The following is a 24,305-nucleotide window of genomic DNA, read 5'->3' as shown; positions in this document are numbered from 1 at the left end:
ATCAAAAAACGAGAAAACATATACTATCATTTATCCAACTCCACTGGGCGAGTACTCCAATTGGGACCGGGAATACCTCCCATGAGACCGACCCAACCGCATACTGTCCCGTCCGGATTTAACTGAGCTCCTGCCAAGACTCCTGCACGCCCTGGGACCCCTGATACAACTCCACCACTTGGAATATCTGCCTCCAGTCCTCTTCACAGCTAGTATCTAGAGGCGGTGGCAAAGGACATATAGCGAAGGAAACACCGGCAAAAAGCCGGTGCCAGAGAAATCCCTCTCTGTAAAATTTATAAAAACTATAACTTACTTATAAATCCAGCTTCCACTTTTATGTAATCTCCCGATTGCATTTCAACAATTAGAGCATGCTCCCCTCCCTCATTAACAAGGTAAATTGCCTCGTTAATTGAAACACTTTCACCCCAAGGATTCCTTCTTGGTATGGTTACACTCTTTAGCTCGTTGATCTCGATAAATCTAACCATGGACATCGAGTCCTTAAGTTCGATTTTTGCCACTCCACGAGCCCAATCAACGTGAATCGACTGTAGGGTCCAATCATGCATTTTCTTCACCAAACAAAAAGCTTTTCTTTCAGCCTACACCTCGGAGAGGAATAGAAATCTTTCGTCAGGAATATCAACATTGATAAGAAAATCAAAAATATAATCAGCCTCATCCCGAACAAACAAGAAGAGGTATTGATTACTTGGCGATATTGCCGCTTGTTTCCCCAAAAGTTTGTTCAGAAATATTCGCGGCTTCCACAGTACTATTTCACCATCGGGGTGTAGACGATAGACAACCCCTTTCCGCCCACCTTCTTTAATAGCCGGTTTAACAGGCACAACATCCCAATCAACTCTATTATCTCCGGCAGACACAACCAAACGCCATCCATTATTAAAACTTAAAACTAAAGAATCACCACCTAACTCATAAGCGACTACAAAACCACCCCCAATCAAATCACATTTTTCTTTACGCTCCTTCGTCACCCTAGAAAGAGCAACTGCGTTAGGCAGCGAGTCATATGCATGGGGAGTAATACCTCGGACAACACTTACAACATGCTCCACACAAACCTCCGCACCTTAAACCGAACGCTTAACTACCAGTACCTTTTACCCTAGGTGATTCATGACCACCAGCACACTTTCCAGCTTGAATTCAGCGACAAGCCCGATGCTGCACCCGACACAAAAACACCAACCCTATACAAACTTTTTATTCGACTACCACTCCAGAATATTCAGCCGTTTAACAACCCCACTTATTCAAAATAAGACACTTGGATTTGGGGCTGCGACTATGCCCAAATTATAGGCATGCAGGTAAAAACTTACTTTACCCACATCACCAAGCGAAAAGAGCTTCCGTGTAGTTTTCTCTCCCCTAACGCCTAACAACATCCTTTCAAAGAGATTGCTTTTTTAAATGGATATTAAAACAACTCGTGTTGAAAAAATCAAAAAAACAGGAAGATAGATTATCATCATCTACAGAGATCACACCAAACCCTGTGTCGTCGTGTGGATACACAATTACGGATGCAGCCTTTGAAAATATAAATAAATGACCGCACACACCGCCCAACGCCATAATTATGTAGCAAGCACTAGCAAGACCAGACTGTCTAAAGTCATTGCTTTTCAATGGCAAGACTCTAAAGCTGCATGACTCACCATATTCATCACTAATGAAGCCAGATGCAGACTCTATAAAACTCTCAAAATCAGCACCTTCATATCCATAGATTTTTTTTAGCTCACTCCCACTCCCCTTGAAAGCCATTGTAGTAAATACGACAACCTCGCCCCCAACCGAGCTAAGAAAACTTTCAAAAATATCGAGCGCATAATCCGCTCCCGACCTGGCATCATCCCCGGCATGATCAATATACCCTAGAAACCCCTTAGAAGATGAGTAACTATGCAAATCTATACATTTAGAAATATCCATCACTCACTCACTTATCAATATTAATAATTGCTCCGCCATCAGATACAGTAATTTTACTTCCTTTCTTAGTAGAAACACTAGGCTTCGGCCCGCTCCATGCTGCAGCTACCGAAAGATAGGTGGGGCATGGGGCCGATACGTTTCATCAGTAATCAGGTGAACAGGAAAAACCAATCTGATTGACGAATGAAGGTCTTGAGCGAAGGCGACAGATAACCGACCAATTGGTTAGGTAGAAATTCAAGTGGGGCATCGATCTGATTCAGAAATTTGATTTCCTATCGTGGGTACAAGACAACATATCACTTACATATAAGCTTCATAAAGATGAGAGCCTACTTACTAAAAACACTGAAACCTAGCACTAGCACTAAAAATACACCATCCGCCTAAAATAGTATCACCTCAAACAACTTCCACCTGGATTTACAGCATCCTCATCCACTCTATTCGGATAGTAAACTTTCTTTTCATCCAACTCATAAAAACAATTCCATGAATCCCCTGCGCATGTAATTTTCGCACAGGGCGGCTCCATATACTATTGAACACCCTATCAAGTTCCGACTCGCTTTTTCTCGAATAAACCTCATCAATAAAAGCGATATTTGTTCCCTGAGGAAATATTTTATCAAACTCTTCCTCTGTGGCTGAAAAGATATCGTAAACACAATTTTTTGCGCCATCTATTATCTGGATATTTTTCATATTATTGCCTTGCAATTGACGAGATCGAACATTTCTATTTCCATCTCCGAGTGCTTTCACATCCTCCATGCACTCTTTACAGGCAACAGATTTAGGGAAAAATCGATCTGATGGGATAATTTTCGCCATACCTACCTGTGAAGAGGTACTTCAGAGCCACAAAGCGCGCTCAAACGCAGGAGTGTGTGAATGCTACGGCCTGGATGGAGGTCATAGCATTCTTTTCCGCTCGGGCCAAATAACTCACACTACAAGGATAAAAGCTGATCTGCGAACTTCTCCGTATGGGGCCTATCTCCACTCAGTCCCATTGCAATAGTCTCTACTGACCATAGATATTCGATGACTACTTCTCTATCAGCCTTATTTTCTATAAGCTTACATAGTTCAGGAATGTATCCATCGTACTCACCCATTTCATCCGAATAGACTGAAACACCGATAGGATCCCATTGCTTATGAATGGCCACCCGTACCTGATCATATAGTGCAGACTGTATACTAGTATTCATTTCACCTAACTCCAGGTATTACTGTAATTACGGTTCCGTTCTGAGAGTTTACAACCACATTGACCTTATTTGAATTATCAGTATAAACCGTGGTGTTTGGCTTATTCCCCGGAGCGCTAGTACCATTTTTTATGGTGCTCTCTATTACCGATGGCGTGTAGCCACGCTCCTGCATTCTATCAAATGCATGACCACTGTAATTTCTGCCATCGATAGTACCTGGAGGGTTTCGCGAACCAGGAGCATTAAGGTTAACGAAATTAGAGCTTTGTCCAGATCGGCCTACTGGTGTACGAGCGGATAACCCGGAAGGAAGAGGGCAATACGCCGTTTCACCTTTTGGGGTTAGACCGCCCTTGAGTCCCCCAATTGGCCCAACACCGCCAACTGGACTACAGATCAACCCCTCAAAGCCAGGCGTACACACATTTCCACCTAGCCCATCATCCACTACCAGTCCAGACGGATCTGAATAGCTCAGCGGGTTACCCAGCACATACCCGTAAGTATTCAATCCCCCCTCAAGCCCAATCGGATCACTCTGCACATACCGCCCAGTGTCCGGATTGTAATCACGATAGTAGTTATAGTTCAGCTGCGTCTGCGCATCGTAAATCTGCCCTGGAAACCGGAGCGCTACGATCGTCGCCTTGCCATCACCGTCAACATCTTCTTCAGGCGCACCCACGCCATAAGCATCGCTGTTCCAGCGCCACAGCAAGGTCTGCGTACTATCAGTGGCCAGCCGTGGTGTATTCAGATGATCAGTGTGCAGATAGATTAGCTTGCTGCTGCTCAGCTCTCCCAGCGTCGAGAAATTGGCCGTCAACTGAGCAAGAGGCATGTCATCCAGCCAGAACCAGTATTGGCCGCTGGTTTTCAGGCCGTTAGCATCGTAAAACGTCTGGCCAATGAGCTTGCCGCTCAGGTCATACAAATACGCCGTAGTGCCTATAAGCGCCTGGCTACCCATTTCGTAAGTACGCTTGGTAATGCGTTGCCCCAAGGCGTTGTATTTGTACTCGGCGACTTGGTAAATGCTGGCTTGATGAACCTGGCTCAGCCGCCCCTGGCTGTCATAGGTATAGCGTCGCCCGTTGAGTTGAGTGTGATTACCGATCAGATCCGTTGCTAATGTCGAACCATTGAGGCTGACCAGTCGATTGCTGTCGTCGGCGTAAGCCAGGGACTGGGTTTCACTGCTATCGCTGCTGTTCAGGTTGCTGGTAATGCGCTGAGTCCGGTTACCGGTGGCGTCGAAGCTATAACCTTTCCTGGTGGTGTTGGTCTGCTCCTGAGTCAAACGTCCCAACGCATCATATTCGTACTGCACCGCCCCCCAGAGGCTATTGGTCGTAGCACTGATATTGCTGTCAGCGTCATAGCGATAAGTCGTTTGCCAGTTACCGACTTGTTGCTGTGTCAGTAGATAGTCCTGATCGTATGTTTTCGACAGCAGGATGCCGTTGCCCCAGGTCAGGGACTTCAGCGGGCCAAAAGGCAGATACGCGATACTACTGGCCAGAGTGACTGTTCTACCACCGAGTGTTAGTTTGATACCGGTCACTTGGGCTGCGCTGTTGCGGGTGTACGTTAAAGCTATATTCGACGGGTATCCGATCTGAACAAGATTATTGGCTGCATCATAGCCATAACTTATATTTTCGTAATAATCCCCAGCATTGACACCTACCGAACGGTGTTGGTTGGTCAGATTGCCTTTGGCATCATATGTGTACGTCAATACGCCTGCGCTGTCTTGAATACCGGTACGGCGGCCGATACCGTAATTACCATTCGCCGTCTGATCGTAGAGAAACTTGATATTAAGTGCAGGAGTAGCGGGATAGTTTTTGCTGATCAGGCGATTCAGCGCGTCATACCCGTAATCGGTTACAACACCACGGGCATCGGTACTGCGAATAAGGTTATTGGCTTCATCATAAGCGAAAGTACTGGTGCCGGAATCTGCACTTATACTGCTGGTCTGATTGCCTTGGCTGTCATAGGTGTATCGTGTCGTTACGCCACGCGGATCGACAACTTGTGTGACCTTATCATCAGGGTTGTAACTCAAGGCAGTAACGCCCTGCAGGGGATCAACAATCTTACTGAGACGATTCAGGGCATCGAAAGCTTGCTGCGTTTTGTGATCACGCGCAGTGGTAGAGCCAGCCTGATTGTCATTCAGGTCGTAATCATAACGCCGGGTCTGGTTATCAGCACCCACCGCCTTGATCAAACGTCCCAACTCGTCGAACACTCGCCGCTGGAGGTGAACAATGGCTCCATTGCTGTCTTTTATAGTGTCCGAAGTGCGGTTACCCATCGAATCAAGCGTGTAGTCAATGCTTTCACCGAGCAGGTTCGTCACCCCAATAAGGCGTCGCGCGTCGTCATAGCGGTACTTTATCCAATTACCATCAGCCATGGTGATTTGCAGAATATCGCCGACTTCATTATAGCTATACTGCGTGGTCGATGAGTCAACTGTTCGGCTGGCAAGCCATCCTTGCGGGGTATAACCAAGTGTTGTGGCTACTCCATTAGGATCGGTGACAATCTGTGGATTGCCATAACTGTCGAAATTACCAAGGGTATAAACATGGCCAAGCGCATTGGTGACAGTCGTAAGATTGCCTGGAGCATCATATGCATACAAAGTAATGTCACTGACATCCGTTCGGGCACCGTCGACACTTGCGACCTGACCCAAAGATGTATAAGTGTGATTGATAGTGCTGGCATGAGCAGAACATGCAAGCCATGCGCAGGCGAGGCCTGCGATCAGCTGACGCGAAGAAAAAGCAAACATACTCAGGTCCTTCAGACAATAATTACTCATCGGGAAGTGACCTGCCGAGTGAGTTCCCGTCCTTGATTGTCGTAGCTATATGCAGTAATACGATTGGGTTCAATAACTTTAACTGGTAATGATCGATCAGGGTCCCACTCAGTTGACGTAGTTCGAGCCACAGCAGTCCCAGCTGCTTCAGTACGACTAGCCTCCAGGCCACGAGCATTGTAGGAGTAGGTTGTAATCAGTCCCTTGGCATCAGTTTTGGTCAATATCTGGCCTTGGGAATTATAGGTGTAGGTCGAGTTACTTGCCGGACAAGTTGGCGTTGGCTCACCTTCGATTGCGATGATTCTCTTAACACCATCAATCTGCTTATAACGGTACACCGTAGTTTTGCCTAGCTCATTGGTTACCGAGCTGGAACCATCTGCATTGTAAAAAATCTGGGTCAGCCCTGCTCCACCGCTGTGCTGACTACTAATGGCTCTGCCTCTTTCATCATAGGACCATGTAGCAAAGCGAACACCGCGCTCATCGGTAATCCCCGTCAGCAATCCAGCGTTGCGCGTATCTTCATAATGATAGCTTCGGGTTGAAACCACCCCATTTACATTTTTTGAAAGACTGGTTAAGCGCTGAGCTTGGTATAGGTACTGTATCTTCGTCCCGCCAGACTCAAGCGTTTTTAGCTGACCGAGAATATCTTCAGAAAACTTTACTGACTGGCCTGCTTCATTAGTGACGGTGACATTATATTTATCACGCGAAACGTTGTGCACTAAACCTTGCTGATTGACGATCTTGGTCAGCTGCCCACCTTCAGAAAAGCTCATGATCGAGCCATCCAAGGATTTGAAAACCCATCCTGTATCAGTAACAACCAGTGAACCCAGATCAGTAGGAGAGGAATACTTACCATCAGTCAATTTAAACAAAGACTCTCGTCCATCCGAACGGACTAGAACCACAAAATCCGCACCCACATTCAGAGCAGCTGAATAGCTATGCCTCCAGAGCCCATCCATACTATTGTAATAACGCCCGACAACTATAGGACTAGCAGCTCCGCCCCTAAAATCCTCTTCATACTGAAACTTATTGCCGGTCGCGGCATTAATTGGATTACCGACTTGCATAGAGGGGGTTTTGCAGGACAACTCATCGTCCTCTTCACCTTTTTGCCCATTAAAACTGCACTGGGCGGTTGTATAGTTTAAAGTAGCACCTCCCTCACAAGAAATTGTTTTTTTTAAAAATAGTCCCCCAATGATTACCCCACCCTCCAACAGTCAAATAAAAGCACTCATACCCCCACGGAGTATCCCTATTAAGATGCGGCGCATATGAATTACTCCCAGCGGGCGCATACTCATAAAATAGATACTCACATCCTTGCCACGGCTTTGAAAATACAGTAATACTCCCATTCGGCCCCGAATCCCAGTAAGTAAACTCTTCCGCCTTCAAGCCCGAGCAGCTAATAGCAAAAAATAAAAACAACGCCATCCCAAAACGCTTCATATCCCTGTCCCATCCAGTGAACACACTATAAAAGCCTCTCAAACTTTCACAAACCACTTTAATTCACAAAGCCATCCCCGCGCCAAAGCCAATACATTCCGCGACACACTGAGCAAGAAAAAACCCAAACAACTTATTAAAAACCACAGCACCACTGCCCCTGCCAAGCTCTGCCAAAATAGTATTTATGATACGCACGCGGCAGTCAACAACCGCCAGAAACAGTATTAACTCTAAGTGTAAATTAATCGTCCTCTTTAAATAATGCAGCCACTCTCCAGCTGTAAAAACTCACCGTACACTCAAAGAAATTTACCGCCTTCAATCACGTCTCGCGGATAAATCCGCTCCTACTCAGCACGGTAGTTGATATTTCCGCTAACTCTTCCTCGGCTTAACCCGCGCAGTCGCCTCCGCCACCAACGGATCATCCGGCCAGTAATGCTTCGGATACCGCCCTTTCAAATCCTTCTTCACCTCCGCATAAGTACTGCGCCAGAAGTTGGCGAGGTCTTGCGTCACTTGCACCGGGCGGCGGGCCGGGGACAGGAGGTGCAGTTTGACGATTTGCCGGCCATTGGCGATTCGCGGTGTATCCGACAGGCCGAATAGTTCTTGCAGGCGGACGGCGAGGATCGGGGGGTATTCGCTGTAATCCAGGCGCACCGATGAGCCGGATGGCACGCTCAGGTGATGAGGGGCCTGTTCGTCCAGGCGTTGGGGCAGTGGCCATGGCAGGAGATTGTGCAGGATCGACGAGAGATCCAGGTTGCCGAAATGGCTGAGTCGGGTGACTTTGCCCAGATATGGCAGCAGCCAGGACTCCAGGGTTTCGAGCAAGGCAGCATCGCGAACGTCCGGCCACTCGCTGGCGTCCTGTTTCTCCAGGTCCAGTTGGCGGAGCAAGGTCACACGGGCTTGCCATTGGCGAAGCTCCGGCGTCCACGGCAACAGCTCCAGCCCTTTGCGTCGAACCAATCCCAGCAAGGCCTGGCCTCGGGCGGACTCATCGAGGCCGGTCAGTGGCTCGCGGCTGAGGATCAGTTCGCCGACCTTGCGTTGACGCTCGGCGCGCAATACGCCTTCTCGCTCATCCCAGTCCAGTTGATCGAACTCGGCCACTTGTTCAGAGAGCACGGAATCGAACAGTGCAGGATCGAATTCCGCCGCCAGATAGATCCGCTCTTCGCGCTGGCCCTGACGACTGCCAAGGTCGGCGATCACCAGCCAAGGTTGTTTCATCAGCGCATCGACTTCAGCGAACAAGGCTGCACGACCGTTGGCCAGCCTGTATTCGGCACCGCCCGCACGGCGTTGCTGCGCAACCCTATCCGGGTAAGCCAGCGCCAGCAGGCAACCCAGCCAGCGTGAATGATCGGGATCGCTGACTGGCGTTGTGGCAGCGCCCCTCAAATAACCACGATATTGACGCGCCAGTTGTCTGGCCCGCTGCACACCGCCTTGAGTACCAAGGGCGGCACGTTCGCTTCCGGCCAGCAAGGTCAGGCGGCTGTGCAAGTCGGCTCCGGCACCACGCAGGATATCCCGCTCACCCAGCAATGCCGCGACATCACAGGCCAGTTCACCCAACCCAAGTGCATGGCCGCGCAACAGCAGATGAGCGATTCGAGGATGCGCAGGGACTTGCGCCATCGCCTGACCATGAGTCGTCAGCTTGCGCTCCTGGCCCTGCGAGTTGCTCAAGGCACCCAGCCGGACAAGCAGATCCTGGGCCTGTGCATAAGCCGCCACTGGAGGTACATCGAGCCAGACCAGCTGGGTCGGCATCACGCCCCAGCGTGCCAGTTGCAGTGCGAGCCCGGCCAGATCCGCCTGGAGGATTTCCGCCGAACCATAGGCGGCGAGTTGATCATGCTGGGCTTCGGACCAGAGGCGATAACACACGCCCGGCTCCAGACGCCCTGCCCGACCGGCTCGCTGGGTCGCGCTGGCGCGAGATATTCGCTGTGTGTCCAGGCGTGTCATGCCGCTGCCCGGATCGAAACGCGGCACCCGCGCCAGACCGGCATCGATCACAACCCGAACGCCATCGATGGTCAGGCTGGTTTCCGCGATATTGGTCGCCAGCACAACCTTGCGCGAGCCCTTGGGCGCAGGTTCGATGGCTGCACGCTGAGCGGCAAGGTCCAATTCGCCATGCAACGGGCAGAGCAGGATATCGGCACGCTCGCCCAGGGCCTCGGCCAGTTGCTGATTGACGCGCCGGATCTCGGCTTGCCCAGGCAGAAACACCAGCAGACTGCCGGGCTCATTACCCAGAGCGTCGAGAACGGTCTGCACCACACGAGGCTCAATGAATTCGCCGGGCTGAAAAGGTCGCCCCCATTGCATGCTCACCGGGAACATACGCCCTTCGCTGCGTACCACTGGCGCGTCATCCAGCAGCGCGGACAGGCGTTCGCCTTCCAGAGTGGCCGACATCAACAGAATCTTCAGCGGCTGTTCGTCACGGAACAGGTCGCGACCGTTGAGGCTCAGGGCAAGCGCCAGATCGGCATCCAGACTGCGCTCATGAAACTCATCAAAAATCAGCAACCCCACACCTTCCAGCGCCGGATCATCCTGCAAGCGGCGGGTCAGAATCCCTTCGGTGACCACTTCGATGCGAGTCTTCGGGCCGACCTTGCTGTCCAGCCGGATCCGGTAGCCAACGGTTTCCCCGACCTTCTCCCCCAGCTCACTGGCCAGCCGCTCGGCCGCAGCCCTGGCGGCCAGACGACGAGGCTCCAGCATGAGGATCGTCTGCCCGGCCAGCCACGGCTCATCGAGCATCGCCAGCGGCACTCGTGTGGTTTTACCTGCGCCGGGAGGTGCTTCGAGGATGGCTTCATGGCGGGAGGTCAGCGCCTGGCGCAAGGCCGGCAGGACAGCATCGATGGGCAAGGAAATCATGGCGGCTCCAGAACAGGCGACCGATTATAAGCTGCACAGGCGTTTGCAGAAGGTCAGCAGCAGCGGATTTATCCAGGGAAGCGTTGTTTGTTCCGGCTTCTTCGCGGATGAATCCGCTCCCACACAGCAATCGCCCCATTTTCGCGGCGCAAGCTAACGTGATGAATATATGTTTACTCGAAGAACCTGCAGAACACGCAATAGTCTTAGCGACGTAGCCTTTGCCTTGTATAGTTGCCACCTCACTTCAGGAGTTCTCCATGCGCATTCCATCCCGTTTTATCGGCGGCGTTCTGGTCGCCACGCTTTTGACTCAGATTTCTGCGTGCGGCAGCATTTTCTATCCTGATCGTCGCGGACAGATCGAAGGCAAGATCGACCCGGCCATTCTTGCTCTGGATGCCGTTGGCCTGTTGTTTTATGTGATTCCGGGCGTCATTGCCCTGGCTGTGGACTTCACCACGGGCGCGATCTACTACACGCCGACCGGGCATGCGCAGGTCGATCCGCAGAAGCTGCAACCGGCGATCAATGCTGACGGCAGTGTCGACAACAGCAAGCTGCAAGCCATTCTGGAAAGCGAGCTGGGCCAATCCCTGCCGCTCAACGACCCTCGCCTGATCCAGTACAAGGGCAGCGTCGAGCAACTGGCAACACTGGGCCTTCACCCAGCGGCTTGATGCCCATAGAGCTTGATGCTCATAGAAAGGAAGCGCCATGAACACCAGCACCGAACATGCCCGCCTGCTGCGGCTTGCAACGCGGGCATCGTTGCTGGTTGCCAGCACCCTGATCATCGCCAAGGGCGTGGCATGGTGGTTCAGCGGTTCGGTGAGCCTGCTGGCCGGGCTGACCGATTCGCTGCTGGATGGCGCGGCCTCGTTCCTCAATCTGCTGGCGGTGCATTACGCGCTGCGCCCGGCAGATGAGGATCATCGTTATGGTCACGGCAAGGCTGAAGCGCTGTCGGGCATGGCTCAGGCGCTGTTCATTGCCGTCAGTGCCGGGCTGATCGCCTTTCAGGCCATCGAACGCATTCAGCATCCCGAGCCCTTGGGCGCGGCGGGACTCGGGATCGCGGTGATGGTGCTGTCACTGATCCTGACCATGGCCCTGCTCTGGCTGCAACACAGGGTCATCAAGGAAACCGGCTCGGCGGCCATCCGCGCCGACTCGCTGCACTATCGCTCCGATCTGCTGCTCAATTTCAGCATTCTGCTGGCTCTGACACTGACGTTATTCGGCTGGCAACAGCTGGATGCCTACTTCGGACTGGGAATTGCCGTCTACATTCTTTGGAGTGCGTTTCAAATTGCTCGCGAGACGGTATCGGTGCTGATGGACGAAGAGTTACCAGCCGATGTCAGCCAGCACATGCTGGAGCTCGCGTGCGGCGTGCCGGGGGTTCTGGGCGCACATGACCTGCGTACGAGGATTTCCGGCAATCGCTGGTTCGTGCAGTTGCATCTGGAGTTACCGGGGAGTCTGACGCTCAGCGTCGCCCATGGGCTGTGCGATCAGGTGGAAAACGCCATACACCAGCAGTATCCAAAAGCGGAAGTGCTGGTGCATGCCGATCCACAGGAAGTGGTGAAACAGGCTCAGGCAACATCAACAACCTAGTTGACGCTGTAGCCTCGCCCCGCAAGGCAGGCGCCCATCGAGCGACGATAAAGATCCACCACCTCGGCCTGCGGCTGGGAAGTAATGTTCGCCGGATCAAAGCCGCTTTGCTCTACGGCCCAGCGGTAGCATTGGTAACGATCCAGCTCGACCTGCTCAGGGCTTTGGCCATTGAGTGGGTAGGAAACCGGGTCATAAGCATTCTGCGCTGGCACCTGGCTGTAGGTCGGTTGATTCTGTGGCGGGTTGACCACCACATACTCCTGACTGTCGGCCTGATAGGCGTAGTAAGTACCGGCGGCCAGGAACAGCAACGAACTGCCGATCCAGATTTCCTGCGAGTAAGACGGCAGGCTGCGCACGCGCAAGCCATAAGGCGGCGTCACCACCACATAGCGCGGGCCTTGCGGGCGATACCAATAGCCTTGTGAATAGAAGTAATCCTGTCCGCGATACGGAACACGCGCGTAGCCACCGGGAACTCGGTCTATCGTATAACCGGGTCGATACTGCGGGCCCGGCCCCCAGCCATTGCCACGCCCGTCGGGTCGACCTTCCCAGCGATCATTGGGACGGCCATTACCGGCCGACCAGTTGCGATTGCCACGCGGGTTGTCCTGATAATAACCCTGACGTGGTTGCTGGGTTTGCCAGGACTCCCGAGGTGCGGTCTGGATCGGCAGATTGTTCTGGTGCTGCTGGAACTGCTGACGTTCGATCTGCCGTTGCTGATTTTGCTGGTCCTGGATCTGGCGCTGCTGATTCTGTTGTTGCTGGTAAATCTGCTGTTGCTGCTGGCGCTCGACCTGACGCTGCTGATTCTGCTGGTCCTGGATCTGGCGTTGCTGATTCTGTTGCTGCTGGTAGATCTGCTGCTGTTGCTGACGTTCGCCCTGAAACTGCTGGTTCTGCTGCTGTTGCTGGATTCTGCGCTGCTGCTGCTGTCCATTGTCGCCGGAACTGCCGCGATACTGATCCTTGAAGGAGTCATCCTCAGCCAATGCATGGGCGCTGATGCTCAAACACAGCAGACTTAACCCTGTCAGCTTCCAGATGCCAGATTTCATGCTTTCCTCACTAGGGCGCGGATAGACGTAGTTAAGACTGTAATAGTGGCGCGCCGTTCTGCGCACTTTATCAGGACGCAAAGAAAAGGGGACCTGTCTGGCCCCCTTGGGATACTTCGTCCTGGCGCGACGCTTATGACATCGGCTCACCTCATACGTCTTCTGGACTGTATGTAGCCCGGGGGCCTCGCCGACCCTGTCGGGTGGGAGGCCGCGACTGCCTGATTGGGCGAGCCGCGCTGGACGCTATGTCCGGGCAGTGATTCTGTTGAAAAGAATAGGCCTGCCGGACCGACAAAAGATTGCGAAGATCACTTACAAAAACATTACTTGCGCAATTTTTTACTTCATATCAATAATTCAGCGCAATTAAACTCACAAAGGGGAACATCGTGAGCAAGCTCGACAGATATGACCTGAGCATTTTGGCTGAACTGCAACGCGACGCACGCATTTCCAACCAGGAACTGGCAGAGCGTATCGGGCTATCGCCATCGCCCTGCTCGCGCCGCGTCAAACAACTGGAAGACGACGGCTATATCGTGCGACAGGTTGCCTTGCTGGATCGCAAGAAGCTCAGCCTGAACCTTACTGCCTATGTGCTGATCGGCATGGATCGACATACGCCGGAGCGATTCGAGCATTTCGAGCAACAGATCCGCAGCCTGCCTCAAGTACTGGAATGCAGTCTGGTGACCGGTATGGACGCCGATTATCAACTGAAAGTGGTGGTTCCTGACATGGATCACTACCAGAAACTGCTGCTGGGCCATCTTACCCGCATCGAAGGCGTCACCAGCGTCAAGTCGAGCTTCGTGCTCAATCAGGTGCTGGCCAGCACTGAGTTGCCCTTGACTCATCTACGCAGCTAGACGGAGTAAACGATGGACCCCGTGCTTTTTGAAGAGTGGATGATGACCATTCTGGTCACCATCCTGATTGGTTTCATGGGTTTTATCGTCTGGGATCTGGCGAAGAAATCCAAAGCGGGCAAATTCGGCACCTTCATCCTGTTCTTCGTGCTGGGCCTGGGCATCATGGCATTCGTGATCAAAAGCCTGGTGATTGCCTATATCGAGAATGGCTCATGAGCCACCCCGATCAATTAAGGCACACACAAACTTGTAGGAAGCAGCTTGCTGGCGAAAAAGGCCTCAAAACCGGCAGATATTCTGAGTCGCCAGCAAGCTGCCTCCCACAAAGTGATTTATGACCTTAACGGATTCGGTCAGGGCTTGATCTCCCGGTACTGCCCCTGATCCAGCCCTTCCAGTGTCCAGTCGCCGATCCTGACCCGCACCAGCCGCAGGGTTGGCAGGCCCACAGCGGCAGTCATGCGTCGCACCTGCCGATTACGGCCTTCCTTGACAATCAGTTCCAGCCAACTGGTCGGTACGCTTTTGCGAAAACGCACCGGTGGATTGCGTGGCCAGAGTTGCGGCTCGTCCAACTGACGAGCCTCGGCAGGCAAGGTCGGGCCATCGTTGAGTTCCACCCCGTTACGCAACTGCTGCAATTGCTCCTCGCTCGGCTCGCCTTCGACCTGCACCCAATACGTCTTGGGCAGTTTGTGTCTGGGGTCGGCAATACGGGCCTGAAGCTGGCCGTCGTTGGTCAGCAGCAGTAAACCTTCACTGTCGCGGTCCAGACGCCCGGCCGGATAGACGCCGGGGATGTCGATAAAGTCCTTGAGCGTTGCCCGGCCTTCGCCATCGCTGAATTGCGTCAGCACATCAAAAGGTTTGTTGAACAGAATGAGCTTTGGCTCGGCCGGAGGCGCTTTGGCGACACGCCGGGCAGCGCTGGCATTCTTGGGGGCTGGACGACGAGACACAGGACGTTGAGTGCGGGACATGGGAGCTTAGAGACTTGAAAACAGAAAGGGCCACTTTAGTGGCCCTTTACATAAATACCAATCACTTAACGGAAAGGCGGCTCATCGAAGCTGCGCAGTTTGCGCGAATGCAGCGAATTGAGTTCGGTACGCAGCAAGTCCAGGGCCGCAATGCCGATCTTCAAATGCTGGCTGACGGCACGCTCGTAGAAAGCGTTGGCCGAACCCGGCAATTTGATTTCACTGTGCAGAGGCTTGTCCGATACGCAGAGCAAGGTGCCGTAAGGCACGCGCAGACGATAGCCTTGAGCCGCAATGGTGCCGCTTTCCATATCCACGGCCACCGCACGAGACAGATTGATGAGCGGTCGCTCCTGTGCCCAGCGCAGCTCCCAGTTCCGGTCATCGTAGGTCAGGACGGTGCCGGTGCGCAGTCGCTTTTTAAGCCCTTCGCCACGCTCGCCGGTGATCTGCGCCGCCGATTCCTGCAACGCCAGTTGCACTTCGGCCAGGGCCGGGATCGGGATATGCGGAGGCAGCACGCGATCCAGAATGCCGTCACGGCGCATGTAAGCGTGAGCCAGCACATAATCGCCAATGGTCTGGGACTGACGCAGGCCGCCGCAGTGGCCGATCATCAGCCAGCAATGAGGACGCAGCACAGCCAGGTGGTCGGTGATGTTCTTGGCATTGGACGGGCCGACACCGATGTTGACCAGCGTGACACCGTGGCCATCTTCGGCGATCAGGTGATAGGCCGGCATCTGGTAACGGTGCCAGACCACGCTGGCAACGATGGCCTGTGCCTCTTCGGTTCCCATGCTCTTGTCGACCACAACGTTGCCCGGCAACACCATGCGTACGAAACGCGGGTCGTCGCGCAGTTTTTCCAGACCATGCAGGATGAACTGGTCAACATAACGGTGATAGTTGGTCAGCAGAATCCACGGCTGTACATGCCGCCAGTCGCTGCCGGTGTAATGCACCAGCCGTCGCAGCGAGAAATCCACCCGTGCCGCGTCGAACAGTGCCAGAGGCAGCGGATCGGTATTGGCCCAGTCATACAGGCCGTCAGCAATGCCGTCGGTCGCAGCAGACAGGTCGGTACTTGGGAAAACCCGTGCCAGCGCGGCGGCTGTCACACCGGAACCGGCCAGTTCATCGCCCTGCTCGACCACGTACGGATAAGGAATGTTCTGCTCGCTGACGCCCACTTCGATCGTGACAGTGAAGTCGCTCATCAACGGCCGCAATTGCTCAAGCAGGTATTTGCGGAATGCCTTGGGGTGGGTCACGGTGACACTATAGGTGCCGGGCAACTGCACCTTGGCGTAGGCACGAGTCGTCAGCGGCACATCGCCCTGGTAGGCGTAGGTCAGGCGCAACTCCGGGTAGCGGAACAGCGCTCGTTGCTCGGCGTCGGGCTCGACACGGTCTTTCAGGTAGCGCTTGAGCGCCTGGCTCAGCGCGCTGGTTGCACGTTCATGCAGTTCTGCGAGCCGCTCCACAGCTTGCTCGGCGTTTTCTACAACAACAAAGGCTTGCGTCACGGTTTAGGTCCTGTCTGATCTTGCAGACCTGCATCCTAACGGGTTCCCGTGCTTATGCCACCTGCGGCGAAGAGCGAGCCAGTAAAGTTTCTGCATCGACACCTAACGGCAAAGCGCCATAAACGCGCCCCGAGGACAACAATCGGCCAGCAATGAAACCGTCGCTGACGGCAGCATTGCCCCCTTCGAGCAGCAGCCTGGCCTGCAAGCCGACCGCGATATCTTCAGTCAACTGCCGGGCACGATACTGGATATCGCGGGTGTCCTTGAATGCGGCTTTCAGTTTTTCGATATGCGCTTTCAGATGCCGATCACCATGCCCGTCGCCCAGTTCATGGAACAGGGCATCAAGCACGCCGGGCTCCTTGGACAGCGCTCGCAACACGTCCAGGCACTGCACATTGCCGGAACCTTCCCAGATCGAGTTGACCGGCGCTTCGCGATACAGACGCGGCAGAATGCTGTCTTCGACATAACCGGCACCGCCCATGCATTCGGCGGCCTCGTTGATCATGGCCGGCGCACGCTTGCAGATCCAGTACTTGCCCACCGCCGTGACCAGCCGCACAAAGCGCGCCTCATGATCGTCATCGAGATGGTCAAGCGCGCGCCCCATGCGCAGGGTCAGCGCCAGTGCGGCTTCGCTTTCCAGCGCCAGGTCGGCCAGCACGTTCTGCATCAACGGTTGTTCGCTGAGCAATCGCCCGCTGACCTTGCGATGGGCGCAGTGGTGCGTCGCCTGGGTCAAGGCCTGACGCATCAGGGCGCTGGAGCCGATCATGCAGTCGAAACGGGTCATTGCGACCATTTCAATGATGGTCGGCACACCACGCCCTTCTTCACCGATCATCCAGGCCAGCGCGCCGCGCAGTTCGATCTCGCTGGAAGCGTTGGACCAGTTGCCCAGCTTGTTTTTCAGACGCTGGATATAGAACTCGTTACGGGTGTCATCCGGTCGATGGCGCGGTAACAGGAAGCAGCTCAGGCCCTTGTCGGTCTGTGCCAGAGTCAGGAATGCATCACACATGGGCGCAGAGCAGAACCATTTGTGGCCGACCAGTTCATAAGCCTGCCCCGGCCCGCTCGCGCCCACCGGATAAGCCCGTGTGGTGTTGGCGCGCACGTCGGTGCCACCTTGCTTCTCGGTCATTGCCATGCCGATGGTTGCACCGGTTTTATGGGCGATGCCGATATTGCGCGGGTCGTAGCGAGTGGAGAGGATTTTCGGCAACCATATCTGCGCCAGTTCAGGCTGCAACCTGAGCGCCGGTACGCTGGCAAAGGTCATGGTCAGCGGGCAACCACTGCCAGGCTCGGCCTGGGTATGCAGATAGCTCATCGCGGCCCGCGCCACATGGGCGCCGGGTTGCGGATCGGTCCAGGGCAAGGAAAGAATGCCATGCTCGATGGCAGCACTCATCAACTGGTGATAAGCCGGGTGAAACTCGATCAGATCGATGCGGTGGCCGTATCGGTCATGGCTGGCAAAGGTCGGCTTGTTCTGATTGGCGAGGAAACCGGCCTCCATGAGAGGTCCGCCCGCCAAAGCGCCATAAGCATCGATCCGGGGCTCGGCCCAGCCTGCATCAAAGCGCTTTACCCACGCTTGCAGCGGCAGATCGATACGGTAGAGATTGGCGCCATCCAGTGAAGGCGGCTGATTGGTCACTTCGTGGGTTTCAGCGAGTGGATGCAGGTTCATGAGTAGCCTCCTTGTCTGCGGGCGCGCATGCGAGCCATTTAACACAGCCTGATGCGCAGCAGTGAACCATGCAGACACAGCTTTAAACAGTGCCGTTCATGACGAATGAGCGGGGCTTTTTTCCTGCCTTCAGATCCCCCACTGGGCCTTGGCTGCCGGAGCCTTGCGCACAGCGCCCGGTATGGCCATCAGCAAAGGCAGGCTCAGGGTGAAGCAACTGCCCCTGCCCGGCTCGGAACGATGACTCAGGCTACCACCCTGCAACTCGACCAATTGCCGACAAATCGCCAGGCCAATACCCAGCCCGCCATATTCGCGCGTCATGGAGCCATCGACCTGGAAGAACCGCTGATACAGCGTCGCCTCATCGAGCTGGCTGAAACCGATACCGGTGTCCATCACCTCGACTCGCAGCAGCAAGACGTCGTTGTCATGCTGTTGCGCCATGGCCCGAACCTTGACCGCGCCTCGCTTGGTGAACTTGATCGCATTGTCCAGCAGGCATTCAAGGCACTGGTACAGCTTGTGGACATCGCCACGGACACTTTCCGGCAACTGCCCGTCCAGCTCGAACCTCAACTCCAGACCCTTGGCCTGTGCTGCACTGCGAAAGCGATCACGCAACTGCTCAAACAGGCCGCACGTGTCAAAGGCATCGCTTTCGGCATACAGCACACCGGCCTGAAGCTCGGTCAGGGTCAGGATGCCGTTGATCATGCTCATCATGTCCTGAGCCGAGGCGGCGGCCGTCTGCTGATACATCTCCAGCTCGCCGTCCATCTTCACCGTCTGCATCAGTTCCAGCGAACCGATGACGCCATTCATCGGAGTCCGCAGTTCGTGGGTGAGCGTGGCCAGAAACTCGTCCTTGAGCCGGTTGCTCGTGGCCAGTTGCCGATTGAGGCGTTCCATATCCTTGCCGGCTTCCAGCAATGTCTGAGCCTGTTGCTCGCGGATATGGTTGACACGGTCAGCCAGTGCCAGAGACAGCAGCGCCATCTCCAGCACCGAGCTGATCTGGCTGGCATACAAGTTAAGGAAGGTATTGGGGATATAACCGAACAGCATCACGGCGTTGACCAGCCCGCCCATCAAAAACACAACCCATGCGACCAGGAAGTAGCGAGCGATTCGTACGCCTTTGAGTACGGCCGTGATACCCGTTGCCAGCATCACCAGGAAACACGTCAGCACCAGCATCGTCACCGTTCGCAGCGCCACCCCGTAATTGGCAAACAGGGCAAGCAGCATTGCTACGACGGCACCCGCCATCACTGTGATCAACAGACCATCCAGCCAGCGCGCCAGGGCTCTGGTCTGCAGAAAACTGCGTGAAAACTGGCTGACGAACAATACGGATATCGCCATCAGGAAAGGCGTCGCGGTATTGGCCCAGGTGGGGCTGTCCGGCCAGAGGTATTCGACGGCAACGCCATTGATCGACAACTGATACAAGCCGAACGAGGCAATGTACAGGATGTAATACAGATAGCTGGGGTCACGCACGCTGATATAGATGAACAGGTTGTAGACCAGCATGCCCGTCAACACGCCATAGATCAGCCCCAGGATGTAGACCTTTGCAGGCTGCTCTTCCATGTAGGCATGGCTGGACCAGAGATTGATCGGCGCCTGGATCGGCCCCTTGCTGGAAACACGCAGATAGACCGTGATGGGTTTGCCCGGCTGCAAATCCAGGCCAAACACAAAGTTGCCCTGCTTAACATCACGGCTTGAAAACGGCAGCATGTCGCCGGTTTTCCAGGCCAGTTGATAGCGTCCGTTTCCATCCGGCAAATAGACATCGACATGGTCCATCGGCGGATAGGCCAGCTCCAGCAGCCAGTCGGAATGCTTTGCCCGAGGGTTGGGCTTGTACAACAGATCGACCTTCAGCCAGAACGCCGAATGAGAATAACCTGCATTGAATGTTTCACTGTCGGGCACACGAAAAGCCGTTGCCTCGGATGAGATGCTCTCGATGTTCGCCTTGCCACTCACGTCTTCAAAAACCTGAAGCTCGCGCCCCAGCGGCAAGCTGCGAGTGGTTTCATCAAACTCGACGGCATGGGCCAGCAATGGAAACCAGACAACCAGCATTATCAGCAAATAGCGCATAAAGCCCCAAGGTAGAACGTCGCTGTCATTTCATCCGTTGATGACGACGCCCCGCAATTTCTTTCCTTGAAACAGGCAATAGTTCAAAAACAGATATGTCAGTGTGGACCTTGCTTACGCTGATATGCCTGACTCGTGGCAATAAAAATCACCAGCGGTAAAAAGGCTTCAGGAATAACCAAGCATAGCGGTTAATGGCTTTTAGTCACTACCACTTTAAAATTTAAGCAATGGCTCTATCTCGGCCATCACCGGGCAAACTGAAAATTTTTTACCCTTGCAAGGGTCGTTGATTTTTCAGCCCCCCCCAGAAAAACCCGGAACGACCGGCGGCTCGGGAAAGGTTTAGTGATAAGCTCGCGCACCATGAATATTTATAGCTCCCGTCCCGTAGTCCTCTGCCTCAGCGGCCACGACCCCAGCGGTGGTGCCGGTCTGCAGGCTGATATCGAAGCCCTGCTTGCCCAAGGCTGTCATGCCGCACCGGCCGTAACGGCCCTGACCGTGCAGGACACCGTCAATGTCAGCGACTTTCGCGTGCTGGACCGTGAATGGGTCCTGGCTCAAGCCAATGCTGTCTTCAATGATTCGAGCGTAGCAGCAGTCAAGCTGGGTATGTTGGGTTCATTGGAAATGGTCGATACCGTAGCGCAATTGCTGATGGCGCATCCCGGCCTGCCAGTGGTCTGCGACCCGGTTCTGCGCGCTGGCGGCGGTGGCCGGCTGGGCAAGGATGAGGTCGGCTACGCGATGCGTGAACGGCTGTTGCCACTGTCGACCATTGCCACCCCCAATCTGCCGGAAGCCCGGATTCTGGCCGAATTGCCTGAAGGCACGGCAGACGAATGTGCGCAAAAGCTGCTGCCGTTCTGTGAAAACCTGCTGATCACCGGCGGTCATGGCGATGAACAGGAAGTCCATAACCGCCTGTACATCCGTGGCGGCCAGTCCCATACCTTTATCTGCCAGCGCCTGCCTGGCAGTTATCACGGTTCGGGCTGCACACTGGCCAGCGCCCTCGCCGGACGACTGGCTCAGGGAGAAGCACTGATCAGCGCTGTGCAGACAGCGCTCGACTACACTTGGCGAACGTTGCGGGACGCTGAGCAGTTGGGCAAGGGACAATTCGTTCCTCGCCGTCTCCCCCTGGACTTTTGTTCGTAACGCCTGACATGAGGCCCATTCGATGAAACTACGTGGCCTGTATGCCATTACCGACAGCGCACTGTTGGCCGGTAAATTCCTGCCTTACGTCAAAGCCGCACTCGATGGCGGCGTGACCTTGCTGCAATACCGGGACAAGACCAACGACGAATCGCGCCGCCTGCGCGAAGCCACTGAACTGCTCAAGCTATGCGAGCAATACAAGACCCGGCTGATCATCAACGACGACGCCGAACTGGCAGCCCGTCTGGGCGTTGGTGTTCACCTGGGACAAACCGATGGCTCGCTGCCGGATGCCAGGGCACTGCTGGGTCATAAGGCGATTGTCGGTGCGACTTGCCACGGCAAGCTTGAGCTGGCGGAAAAAGCGCGTGCCGACGGTGCCACCTACGTGGCGTTCGGGCGGTTCTTCAACTCCCAGACCAAACCCGATGCGCCTGCCGTGCCTTTCGATCTGCTGGATCAGGTACGCGCCAAAGTGTCTTTGCCGATTGCCGTGATTGGCGGCATCACTCTGGAAAACGCACCGCAACTACTGGCCCGCGGAGCTGATCTGCTGGCAGTGGTACACGGGTTGTTCGGGGCAGAGAATCCGCAGGAAGTGACGCGACGGGCGAAGGCGTTCAATGATCTTTTTCGTGAGTGAAATACCTTTTCGCGAATGAATTCGCTCCCACTGTAGGAGATCACCCGCCGCCCAGGGCAAGCGCGCTCCTACAGAAAAACTTTTTAATTCATGATGTTGTGTTTATGTTTGATGAGAGTGAATTCATTCGCGAAAGCCGCTACACGACTCCAATAACCTTCAGTTCAAAATCAGGCATCCCGTTGGCATTCTCCAGCGCCAGTAACGCTCGCTTGCGATCAACGCCACCGGCATAGCCTGTCAAATCCCCGCCTGAACCGATGACCCGATGGCAAGGCACAATGATCGAAATCGGGTTCTTGCCATTGGCCGTGCCTACCGCTCGGGAATGCCCTGGGCTGAGGCCCATTTTCCGGGCCATGGCACCGTAGGACAGTACCTCGCCATAGGGAATGCGCGCCAGTTCGCGCCAGACCTGCTCCTGAAAGGAAGTGCCACGAAAACGCAGCGGCACCTCGAATACCCGGCGCTGGCCATTGAAGAACTCGGTCAGTTGCTCCTGAGCCTGGCGAATCACCTTGGGGACAGCATGATCGTTGGGCAGCAATATCAGTTGCGGAAAGTATTTCTGGCCGACGAAGTACACGCCCGTCAGCGCATCGTCCTCGGCTCGCAAGGCAACATCGCCCAGCGGGCTGGAAAGCAGATAGCCATGAATCATTTTTTGGCCTCCTCACGTTGACGCCAGACATGCACCGTCGCATAAGCGCGCCAGGGTGCCCACTGGCTTGCGTATTCATTGAGCTGGGCGACCGTTGCACAGCCTAGATGTTTTTTAAGTACCGCATCGCCCTCCGGAAATGCATTGGGCCAGCCCAAGGCGCGCATGGCGATATATTGCACGGTCCACTCACCGATCCCCCGAATATGCCGCAAGGCCGACAGGGTTTCATCCAGAGGCACCAAGGGCTCAAGCATGATGCGTCCTGCTGCCACCTCCTGGGCTACCGCGATGATGGCCTCGGCGCGAATACGGATAATACCCGTTGCAATAATCTCTTCAGGACTCAGGCAAGCCATCACTTCGGCCGTCGGGAACGCATGATGCAGCCCGAAAGGTGCCTCATCCACCGCCGTACCGAAACGCTCGGCAATACGGCCAAGAATCAACCTGGCCTGAGTCACCGATATCTGCTGGCCGACCACCGCCCGGACCGCAATCTCGAAACCGTCAAACGCACCCGGTACACGCATGCCCGGCAACTCGGCAACCAGTGCTCCAAGGTGCGCATCCACCAGATCGGGCCGGCAGCCGGTGTCGAAAACCCGCCGCACTCGTCCCAACACCTGGGCAATACCCGACTGAAGAGACGCCGATACACTCACCACCAAGGCATGACGCAACGGCGCATGGCTCACGGTCACCCAACCGGCCAGACGACGCCCCGCATGCTCGATGGTGAGCACCCGGGTGTAGGCGTCTTCAGCGACATGCTCAACCCCTGCAATACAGCGATGAGCCAGAAACTCCAGCACACCATCCCATGAAAAAGGCGGTCGGTACGACAACTCGAAACGCATGCTGGCCTCACCGGAGCGGTGCGTGGCCTTTCTCAAGCGCAGCGGGTTAAGACCATAGCGTTCCTGAAACACATCATTGAAACGCCTGACGCTGCCGAACCCGGAAGCCAGCGCCACTTCGGCCATGGACATCCCCGTATCGGTTAATAAACGCTTGGCGATCAACAGGCGCTGGGTCTGGGCAAAGTCGATCATGGACACACCAAACTCGGCCTCAAAGATCCGCCGCAGATGCCGTGAGGTAACGCCCACACGGTCAGCCAGTGCATCGAGGCTTCTACCGCTCAAGAAGCCTTCTTCAATCAGTCGCGCGGCGGCCTGGGCCAACCGGCTGGAGACATCCAGCAGCCCGTGACCCGGCGCCAGTTCCGGGCGGCAGCGCAAGCAAGGACGAAACCCCGCCTGCTCGGCGGCCGCCGCCGTTGCATAAAAGCTGCAATTCTTCGCCAGCGGCGCCCGCACCGGACACATCGGCCGACAATAAATCCCGGTCGTCGCTACGCCCATGAAAAACCAGCCGTCGAAACGGCGGTCCCGGGCGATAAAAGCTGCATAACACACATCAGGATCAAGAGTTTTCATAAGGCTGACCCTACTCCAGCACCGGGAAAAAGTCTGGCTGAATTCGGACATGTGCATCCGGCAGCCATGTGGC

General features: G+C 54.8%; 21 protein-coding genes and 1 pseudogene. 8 read left to right on the top strand and 14 right to left on the bottom strand.

Annotated features, from left to right (window positions below):
* Positions 1-305 precede the first annotated feature (305 nt).
* The 7 genes from JL015_RS27700 to hrpB all read right to left on the bottom strand — a co-directional run bounded on the left by JL015_RS27700 (position 306) and on the right by hrpB (position 10,425).
* Entirely contained in the window at positions 306-575 is a 270-nt protein-coding gene (locus JL015_RS27700; RefSeq protein ID WP_025261929.1) for a hypothetical protein, read from the bottom strand.
* Positions 576-608: 33 nt separating this feature from the next.
* Positions 609-1,088, bottom strand: coding sequence for a hypothetical protein (locus tag JL015_RS12670; protein WP_201018684.1), 480 nt, complete (start codon positions 1,086-1,088; stop codon positions 609-611).
* A gap of 337 nt (positions 1,089-1,425) precedes the next feature.
* The gene (locus tag JL015_RS12665) at positions 1,426-1,971 is read right to left on the bottom strand and encodes a hypothetical protein (RefSeq protein WP_201018683.1); all 546 of its coding nucleotides are present in this window, start codon (positions 1,969-1,971) and stop codon (positions 1,426-1,428) included.
* A 426-nt stretch (positions 1,972-2,397) separates the two neighbouring features.
* Positions 2,398-2,808 (bottom strand): hypothetical protein, encoded by a 411-nt coding sequence (locus tag JL015_RS12660; protein ID WP_201018682.1) that lies wholly within the window; start codon positions 2,806-2,808, stop codon positions 2,398-2,400.
* Positions 2,809-3,192: 384 nt separating this feature from the next.
* On the bottom strand, positions 3,193-6,036 hold the full coding sequence (locus JL015_RS12655; RefSeq protein ID WP_201018681.1) for an RHS repeat-associated core domain-containing protein: 2,844 nt from the start codon (positions 6,034-6,036) through the stop codon (positions 3,193-3,195).
* Complete coding sequence (locus JL015_RS12650; protein WP_201018680.1) at positions 6,033-7,127, bottom strand: DUF6531 domain-containing protein; 1,095 nt, start codon at positions 7,125-7,127, stop codon at positions 6,033-6,035. The genes JL015_RS12655 and JL015_RS12650 overlap by 4 nt, the downstream gene beginning before the upstream one ends.
* A gap of 763 nt (positions 7,128-7,890) precedes the next feature.
* A complete protein-coding gene (hrpB, locus tag JL015_RS12645; RefSeq protein ID WP_201018679.1) occupies positions 7,891-10,425 on the bottom strand; it encodes an ATP-dependent helicase HrpB in 2,535 nt (844 codons plus the stop codon).
* Between hrpB and JL015_RS12640 the strand changes: the two genes are divergently transcribed.
* From JL015_RS12640 to JL015_RS12630, 3 genes are all read left to right on the top strand, one after another.
* Positions 10,409-10,582: a hypothetical protein gene (locus JL015_RS12640; protein WP_201018678.1), complete on the top strand. Its 174-nt coding sequence runs from the start codon at positions 10,409-10,411 to the stop codon at positions 10,580-10,582. The two genes, hrpB and JL015_RS12640, sit on opposite strands and share 17 nt — an antisense overlap.
* A 103-nt stretch (positions 10,583-10,685) precedes the next feature.
* A complete protein-coding gene (locus JL015_RS12635; protein ID WP_095067773.1) occupies positions 10,686-11,105 on the top strand; it encodes a polyribonucleotide nucleotidyltransferase in 420 nt (139 codons plus the stop codon).
* A 37-nt stretch (positions 11,106-11,142) separates the two neighbouring features.
* The gene (locus tag JL015_RS12630; protein WP_201018677.1) at positions 11,143-12,048 is read left to right on the top strand and encodes a cation diffusion facilitator family transporter; all 906 of its coding nucleotides are present in this window, start codon (positions 11,143-11,145) and stop codon (positions 12,046-12,048) included.
* Here JL015_RS12630 and JL015_RS12625 read toward each other — a convergent pair.
* Positions 12,045-12,767, bottom strand: coding sequence for a DUF6515 family protein (locus JL015_RS12625; RefSeq protein WP_177434646.1), 723 nt, complete (start codon positions 12,765-12,767; stop codon positions 12,045-12,047). The genes JL015_RS12630 and JL015_RS12625 overlap by 4 nt on opposite strands.
* On the opposite strand from JL015_RS12625, the pseudogene JL015_RS27955 reads away from it, so the two are divergent.
* The 3 genes and pseudogenes from JL015_RS27955 to JL015_RS12615 form a co-directional block, all read left to right on the top strand.
* Positions 12,696-13,154: pseudogene (locus JL015_RS27955) on the top strand (hypothetical protein); the annotation flags it as partial. The gene JL015_RS12625 and the pseudogene JL015_RS27955 sit on opposite strands and share 72 nt — an antisense overlap.
* Positions 13,155-13,507: 353 nt before the next feature.
* Positions 13,508-13,987: an Lrp/AsnC family transcriptional regulator gene (locus JL015_RS12620; protein ID WP_095067776.1), complete on the top strand. Its 480-nt coding sequence runs from the start codon at positions 13,508-13,510 to the stop codon at positions 13,985-13,987.
* Between the two features lie 12 nt (positions 13,988-13,999).
* Positions 14,000-14,206: a DUF2788 domain-containing protein gene (locus JL015_RS12615; RefSeq protein WP_201006440.1), complete on the top strand. Its 207-nt coding sequence runs from the start codon at positions 14,000-14,002 to the stop codon at positions 14,204-14,206.
* A 137-nt stretch (positions 14,207-14,343) separates the two neighbouring features.
* Here the strand turns inward: JL015_RS12615 and JL015_RS12610 are convergent, their stop codons facing one another.
* From JL015_RS12610 to JL015_RS12595, 4 genes are all read right to left on the bottom strand, one after another.
* Positions 14,344-14,970, bottom strand: coding sequence for an rRNA large subunit pseudouridine synthase E (locus JL015_RS12610; RefSeq protein ID WP_236250206.1), 627 nt, complete (start codon positions 14,968-14,970; stop codon positions 14,344-14,346).
* A 65-nt stretch (positions 14,971-15,035) separates the two neighbouring features.
* The gene (gene amn / locus JL015_RS12605; RefSeq protein ID WP_201018676.1) at positions 15,036-16,499 is read right to left on the bottom strand and encodes an AMP nucleosidase; all 1,464 of its coding nucleotides are present in this window, start codon (positions 16,497-16,499) and stop codon (positions 15,036-15,038) included.
* A 52-nt stretch (positions 16,500-16,551) separates the two neighbouring features.
* On the bottom strand, positions 16,552-18,201 hold the full coding sequence (locus JL015_RS12600) for an acyl-CoA dehydrogenase family protein (protein WP_201018675.1): 1,650 nt from the start codon (positions 18,199-18,201) through the stop codon (positions 16,552-16,554).
* A 129-nt stretch (positions 18,202-18,330) separates the two neighbouring features.
* Positions 18,331-20,319 carry a sensor histidine kinase gene (locus JL015_RS12595; protein WP_201018674.1) on the bottom strand — a complete coding sequence of 663 codons (1,989 nt, stop codon included), beginning with the start codon at positions 20,317-20,319 and terminating at the stop codon, positions 18,331-18,333.
* A 366-nt stretch (positions 20,320-20,685) separates the two neighbouring features.
* Between JL015_RS12595 and JL015_RS12590 the strand changes: the two genes are divergently transcribed.
* Together JL015_RS12590 and thiE are read left to right on the top strand one after the other, a co-directional pair.
* Entirely contained in the window at positions 20,686-21,483 is a 798-nt protein-coding gene (locus tag JL015_RS12590; protein WP_095067782.1) for a hydroxymethylpyrimidine/phosphomethylpyrimidine kinase, read from the top strand.
* Between the two features lie 22 nt (positions 21,484-21,505).
* The gene (gene thiE, locus JL015_RS12585; RefSeq protein ID WP_095067783.1) at positions 21,506-22,129 is read left to right on the top strand and encodes a thiamine phosphate synthase; all 624 of its coding nucleotides are present in this window, start codon (positions 21,506-21,508) and stop codon (positions 22,127-22,129) included.
* A 139-nt stretch (positions 22,130-22,268) separates the two neighbouring features.
* Here thiE and JL015_RS12580 read toward each other — a convergent pair whose 3' ends face one another.
* Positions 22,269-22,790 carry a methylated-DNA--[protein]-cysteine S-methyltransferase gene (locus tag JL015_RS12580; RefSeq protein ID WP_095067784.1) on the bottom strand — a complete coding sequence of 174 codons (522 nt, stop codon included), beginning with the start codon at positions 22,788-22,790 and terminating at the stop codon, positions 22,269-22,271.
* The gene (locus JL015_RS12575) at positions 22,787-24,232 is read right to left on the bottom strand and encodes an AlkA N-terminal domain-containing protein (protein WP_201018673.1); all 1,446 of its coding nucleotides are present in this window, start codon (positions 24,230-24,232) and stop codon (positions 22,787-22,789) included. Before JL015_RS12575 ends, JL015_RS12580 begins: the two co-directional genes overlap by 4 nt.
* Positions 24,233-24,305: the final 73 nt, after the last annotated feature.

It is taken from the genome of Pseudomonas cichorii, assembly GCF_015471405.1.
GTDB lineage: Bacteria > Pseudomonadota > Gammaproteobacteria > Pseudomonadales > Pseudomonadaceae > Aquipseudomonas > Aquipseudomonas serbiensis.
This window is presented reverse-complemented; position numbering and strand designations above follow the sequence as displayed.

Coding starts and splice junctions, on each gene's coding strand:
- JL015_RS27700 (WP_025261929.1), bottom strand. CDS start 575: ATGCATGATTGGACCCTACAGTCGATTCACGTTGATTGGGCTCGTGGA.
- JL015_RS12665 (WP_201018683.1), bottom strand. CDS start 1,971: ATGGATATTTCTAAATGTATAGATTTGCATAGTTACTCATCTTCTAAG.
- JL015_RS12660 (WP_201018682.1), bottom strand. CDS start 2,808: ATGGCGAAAATTATCCCATCAGATCGATTTTTCCCTAAATCTGTTGCC.
- JL015_RS12655 (WP_201018681.1), bottom strand. CDS start 6,036: ATGAGTAATTATTGTCTGAAGGACCTGAGTATGTTTGCTTTTTCTTCG.
- JL015_RS12650 (WP_201018680.1), bottom strand. CDS start 7,127: ATGCAAGTCGGTAATCCAATTAATGCCGCGACCGGCAATAAGTTTCAG.
- JL015_RS12640 (WP_201018678.1), top strand. CDS start 10,409: ATGGGCAAGGAAATCATGGCGGCTCCAGAACAGGCGACCGATTATAAG.
- hrpB (WP_201018679.1), bottom strand. CDS start 10,425: ATGATTTCCTTGCCCATCGATGCTGTCCTGCCGGCCTTGCGCCAGGCG.
- JL015_RS12635 (WP_095067773.1), top strand. CDS start 10,686: ATGCGCATTCCATCCCGTTTTATCGGCGGCGTTCTGGTCGCCACGCTT.
- JL015_RS12630 (WP_201018677.1), top strand. CDS start 11,143: ATGAACACCAGCACCGAACATGCCCGCCTGCTGCGGCTTGCAACGCGG.
- JL015_RS12615 (WP_201006440.1), top strand. CDS start 14,000: ATGGACCCCGTGCTTTTTGAAGAGTGGATGATGACCATTCTGGTCACC.
- JL015_RS12610 (WP_236250206.1), bottom strand. CDS start 14,970: ATGTCCCGCACTCAACGTCCTGTGTCTCGTCGTCCAGCCCCCAAGAAT.
- JL015_RS12600 (WP_201018675.1), bottom strand. CDS start 18,201: ATGAACCTGCATCCACTCGCTGAAACCCACGAAGTGACCAATCAGCCG.
- JL015_RS12595 (WP_201018674.1), bottom strand. CDS start 20,319: ATGCGCTATTTGCTGATAATGCTGGTTGTCTGGTTTCCATTGCTGGCC.
- JL015_RS12590 (WP_095067782.1), top strand. CDS start 20,686: ATGAATATTTATAGCTCCCGTCCCGTAGTCCTCTGCCTCAGCGGCCAC.
- thiE (WP_095067783.1), top strand. CDS start 21,506: ATGAAACTACGTGGCCTGTATGCCATTACCGACAGCGCACTGTTGGCC.
- JL015_RS12580 (WP_095067784.1), bottom strand. CDS start 22,790: ATGATTCATGGCTATCTGCTTTCCAGCCCGCTGGGCGATGTTGCCTTG.
- JL015_RS12575 (WP_201018673.1), bottom strand. CDS start 24,232: ATGAAAACTCTTGATCCTGATGTGTGTTATGCAGCTTTTATCGCCCGG.